Origin of the sequence: uncultured Mucilaginibacter sp. (assembly GCF_937859865.1) — a bacterium.
In the GTDB taxonomy this organism is placed as follows: Bacteria; Bacteroidota; Bacteroidia; order Sphingobacteriales; family Sphingobacteriaceae; genus Mucilaginibacter_A.
On sequence record NZ_CALMAT010000028.1, the window covers coordinates 1 to 4,042 of the forward strand.

At 41.1% G+C, this 4,042-nt stretch carries 5 protein-coding genes; 2 read left to right on the plus strand and 3 right to left on the minus strand.

Annotated features, from left to right (window positions below):
* The 3 genes from Q0192_RS03435 to Q0192_RS03445 all read right to left on the minus strand — a co-directional run.
* Positions 1 to 644, minus strand: a 644-nt coding sequence (locus tag Q0192_RS03435) for a TPM domain-containing protein (RefSeq protein ID WP_299286111.1), incomplete at its 3' end; no start/stop codon positions are given.
* 9 nt (positions 645 to 653) lie between these two features.
* Positions 654 to 1,088, minus strand: coding sequence for a TPM domain-containing protein (locus Q0192_RS03440; RefSeq protein WP_299286113.1), 435 nt, complete (start codon positions 1,086 to 1,088; stop codon positions 654 to 656).
* A 256-nt stretch (positions 1,089 to 1,344) separates the two neighbouring features.
* On the minus strand, positions 1,345 to 1,923 hold the full coding sequence (locus tag Q0192_RS03445; RefSeq protein WP_299286115.1) for a LemA family protein: 579 nt from the start codon (positions 1,921 to 1,923) through the stop codon (positions 1,345 to 1,347).
* Between the two features lie 90 nt (positions 1,924 to 2,013).
* Here Q0192_RS03445 and Q0192_RS03450 point away from each other — a divergent pair, with 90 nt between their 5' ends.
* Together Q0192_RS03450 and Q0192_RS03455 are read left to right on the plus strand one after the other, a co-directional pair.
* On the plus strand, positions 2,014 to 3,564 hold the full coding sequence (locus Q0192_RS03450) for an FAD-dependent oxidoreductase (RefSeq protein WP_299286117.1): 1,551 nt from the start codon (positions 2,014 to 2,016) through the stop codon (positions 3,562 to 3,564).
* Between the two features lie 52 nt (positions 3,565 to 3,616).
* Positions 3,617 to 3,982: a CoA-binding protein gene (locus tag Q0192_RS03455; protein ID WP_299286120.1), complete on the plus strand. Its 366-nt coding sequence runs from the start codon at positions 3,617 to 3,619 to the stop codon at positions 3,980 to 3,982.
* Positions 3,983 to 4,042 lie beyond the last annotated feature (60 nt).

Sequence of the window (4,042 nt, forward strand, 5' to 3'; positions counted from 1 at the left end):
CACCAGAACGGACTGGCACCGCCACGGCCGCCAATTACTTGGCTTCCTCCGCCGCCGCCGCCTCTGCGCATCAATATTAAAACAACCACGATGATAATAATGATGATGAAAATAGAACCGCCGCCGCCGCCAACTGCCTGTTGCTGCGTTTTGGCAGGCGCCTTGTACTCGCCTTTCATATATTTAATCAGCGAATTGGTAGCGGCATCTAATCCGGCATAATAATTTCCCTGCTTAAAATTTGGCGTAATATCGTTTTCGATGATCTCATGCGTGGTAATATCCGGAACGGCACCTTCCGAGCCATAACCGGTTTGGATCGTTACTTTTCGGTCGCCAATGGCAGCCAGCACTAAAATCCCATTGTTTTTTCCTTTTTGCCCGATGCCCCATTTTCGGCCTAATTCCGTCGCATATTCGGCAATATCATATTCACCGACAGATTTGATCAGCACAACCGCAATTTGAGTAGAAGTAGAATCGTTAAAAGCAACCAGTTTATTCTCCAGGCTTTGCTTTTGATCGGCAGATAAAGTCCCGGTATAATCTGTAACTAAAGTAGTTGATTTTTCAGGAAAAGGTTGGGCAAATACGCCTACGCAACTGCACAAAAGCAGCCAGACAAACAAAAGTTTTTTTAACATATTTTTCAATTAAATGCCGTCCATAAAAGCAATGTCGTCGGGCAGTTCGTTATGGTCCGAATCTGTACTCGGGAAATACTTTTGCAATTGTTCGCCAGCCATTTTTAAACCTGCGGCAATTCCTTCGGTTAAGTTTCCAAATTTAAAATGGCTCAACATCACGTCTTTGGTTTGGTCCCAAAAATTATCAGGCACCACTTTATGGATTCCGGCATCGCCAATAATGGCAAATTTGCGGTCAACCGTCGAAAGATAAATCAGCACGCCATTCCGCAACTTGGTTTTGTGCATGTTCAACTGCTTAAAATAAGTTGCGGCACGGTCAAGCGCTTCTTCGCTGCATGTTTTCTCCACACAAACCCTGATCTCGCCCGACGTGTTTCTTTCCGCAGCTTCAATCGCTTTCCTGATTTGCTGCTGCTCTTGTTCTGTAAATAATGCCATGTTTTTTTAGGATTACACCAATTTTGAAAAGATGATTACACCAATTGATAAAACGATTACACAGATTTTTGGATTGATTGCACCGATTTCTTAACGAGTGATTATACTGATAACGAGATCAATGCTTCTTTTATCTATACTTTTTTGTTGATCATCACCAAAATTTACTCGATAAAAGAAGCATCAAAAAAATATGTGGAATCACCTTAAATCAGTGAAATCATTTCCCAAAAAATCAGTGTAACCATCCAATAAATTAAAACTGCACTTGCGGTGCTTTGTTAGCTCCGGCTTCGGCAGCAAAATATCCTTTTTCGGTAAAGCCGAACATTTTGGAAGTGATATTTGCCGGAAATGTGCGGATAGAACTGTTGTAATCTTGCACGGCTGTATTAAAATCAAGACGGGAAACATTGATTCTGTTTTCCGTGCCTTCCAGTTGCGTTTGCAAACTTTGGAAGTTAGCGTTTGATTTTAAATCAGGATAAGCTTCAGAAACAGCTAGCAATTTTCCCAATGCCGAACCTAACTGTCCTTGCGCTGCTTGAAACTGCTGGATTGATTCCGGCGTCAGTTTTGATGGGTCAACCTGGATGGAAGTTGCTTTTGCACGGGCCTCAATAACAGCAGTTAACGTGCTTTTTTCAAAATTTGCAGCGCCTTTAACGGTGCTTACCAAATTCGGGATCAAATCTGCACGGCGTTGGTACTGGCTTTGCACTGCGCCCCAGGCAGCTTTAACATTTTCATCTTTTTTAACGATGCTGTTGTAGCTGCACGAACTTAAAGACATTGCCGTAAAAAGGCATAAAATTCCAAATACGATTTTTTTCATGGTCAAAGGTTTTGATTACTTATCAATTTATTACTATCGAATGCAAATTACATACCTTTGTTACAATTCGGGATAAAAACCTGACAAATTATGATTAATGAGATCGAAATAACTTGTTTACCGCAAGAGCGGGACGACGAATTGGCATTAAAAAAACATGCTTCCCAAAAACTAAAAATTACTTCAGACCGGATTTCTGCCCTTAAAACTTTAAAACGTTCTATTGATGCACGTGGAAAACAAGTGTTGTACCGTTTGCAAATTAAGGTTTATGTTGATGAAAACCCTTCCACCGAAATTTTTTCTGTTGATTATAAAAATGTTTGTGAAGCAAAACCCATTTTGATTGTTGGCGCCGGCCCGGCCGGGCTTTTTGCCGCTTTGCGTTGTATTGAGTTAGGATTGAAGCCTGTTATCATCGAACGCGGAAAAAATGTAAAAGACCGTCGGCGCGATTTGGCTGTATTAAATAAGGAAGGCATCGTAAACCCGGAATCCAATTATTGTTTTGGCGAAGGCGGCGCGGGAACGTATTCGGATGGGAAGTTGTACACGCGTTCTACCAAACGCGGAAATATCCAGCAAGTGCTAAATACTTTTGTTGCCCATGGCGCTGCCAAAGATATTTTGGTTGATGCAAGGCCGCACATCGGTACCAATAAATTGCCGCAAATAATTACGGCAATTCGGGAAACGATTCAAAATGCAGGCGGCGAAATTCACTTCAATACTAAAGTAACTTCCTTTATAACTTCATTCGGCAAAATTATAGGCATAAAAACAGCATCGGGCGAAACCTTTAAAAGCGATGCGGTGATTTTGGCAACTGGACATTCGGCTCAGGATATTTATCATTTGTTGCATCAGCAAAATATTTTGGTAGAAGCAAAACCTTTTGCTTTAGGTGTTCGGATTGAGCATCCGCAGGAAACTATTGATCAATCTCAATATCACTGTGCTGTTCGTGGCCAATACTTGCCGCCATCTTATTATAGTTTGGTGGAACAAGTTGATAACCGCGGCGTGTTTTCGTTTTGCATGTGTCCGGGCGGAATTATCGCACCTTGCGCCACAAAACCAGGAGAAATTGTGGTGAATGGTTGGAGTCCATCCAAACGAAATAATCCTTTTGCAAATTCGGGAACTGTTGTTCAGATTAATCTGGAAGATGTAAAAGGTGATGAAAATGATCCTTTTCGATTATTGAAATTTCAGCAACAAATAGAACAAACGGCTTTTGCCGCCGGTGGCGGAAACCAAATTGCACCGGCACAACGAATGGTTGATTTTGTGGAAGGACGGTCATCTGCTGATTTGCCTGTTAATTCTTATGTTCCCGGAACTAAAAGTATCTCGCTAAAAGAAGTATTGCCCGACAAAGTTTTTTATAGGCTAAAAGAAGCATTGCCGCGTTTTGGCAAAAAGATGAAAGGTTATTATACCAATGAAGCGATTTTGGTTGGTGTTGAATCGAGAACATCCTCGCCGGTAAAAATCCCGCGCGACAAGTTTTCTTACCAGCATCCGCAAATTTCAGGTCTGTTTCCCTGCGGGGAAGGTGCCGGATATGCGGGTGGCATTATTTCTGCTGCAATTGATGGAATTAATTGTGCAGAAGCAGCCGCAAAAGTTTTAGCTTAAATTAAACACTGTATCAGAACAACAATTTTTATCCGATAAAAGAAGCATCACCATGGAAAACAAGAAAACAATTATATTAGGTGCAACACCCGATTCAAGCCGGTACGCTTATCTTGCCGCAAACCGTTTAAAAGCAAAAGGACATTCGATTGTTAATGTTGGTATAAAAAAAGGAGAGGTTGCAGGTGTTCAGATCGAAAAACCTGAAGAGATACACACTGATATTGATACCATTACTTTATATGTTGGACCACAAAACCAACCAAGTTTATACCAATATATATTGGATACAAAACCAAAAAGGATCATTTTTAACCCCGGAACAGAAAACGACGAGCTGGAACAGATGGCAGCTAAACAAGGAATCGAGACGTTGGAAGCTTGTACTTTAGTGTTGCTTTCTATCGGACAGTATTAGATTTTCTTTTTTCTTTTTCAGTTTCAATGTTTTAGGTGAATGGGCTTGGAAATAGTGAAT

Excerpts from the sequence above, each read along its gene's own strand:
- Q0192_RS03445 (WP_299286115.1), bottom strand. The coding sequence starts at position 1,923 with ATGAAAAAAATCGTATTTGGAATTTTATGCCTTTTTACGGCAATGTCT.
- Q0192_RS03440 (WP_299286113.1), bottom strand. The coding sequence starts at position 1,088 with ATGGCATTATTTACAGAACAAGAGCAGCAGCAAATCAGGAAAGCGATT.
- Q0192_RS03450 (WP_299286117.1), top strand. The coding sequence starts at position 2,014 with ATGATTAATGAGATCGAAATAACTTGTTTACCGCAAGAGCGGGACGAC.
- Q0192_RS03455 (WP_299286120.1), top strand. The coding sequence starts at position 3,617 with ATGGAAAACAAGAAAACAATTATATTAGGTGCAACACCCGATTCAAGC.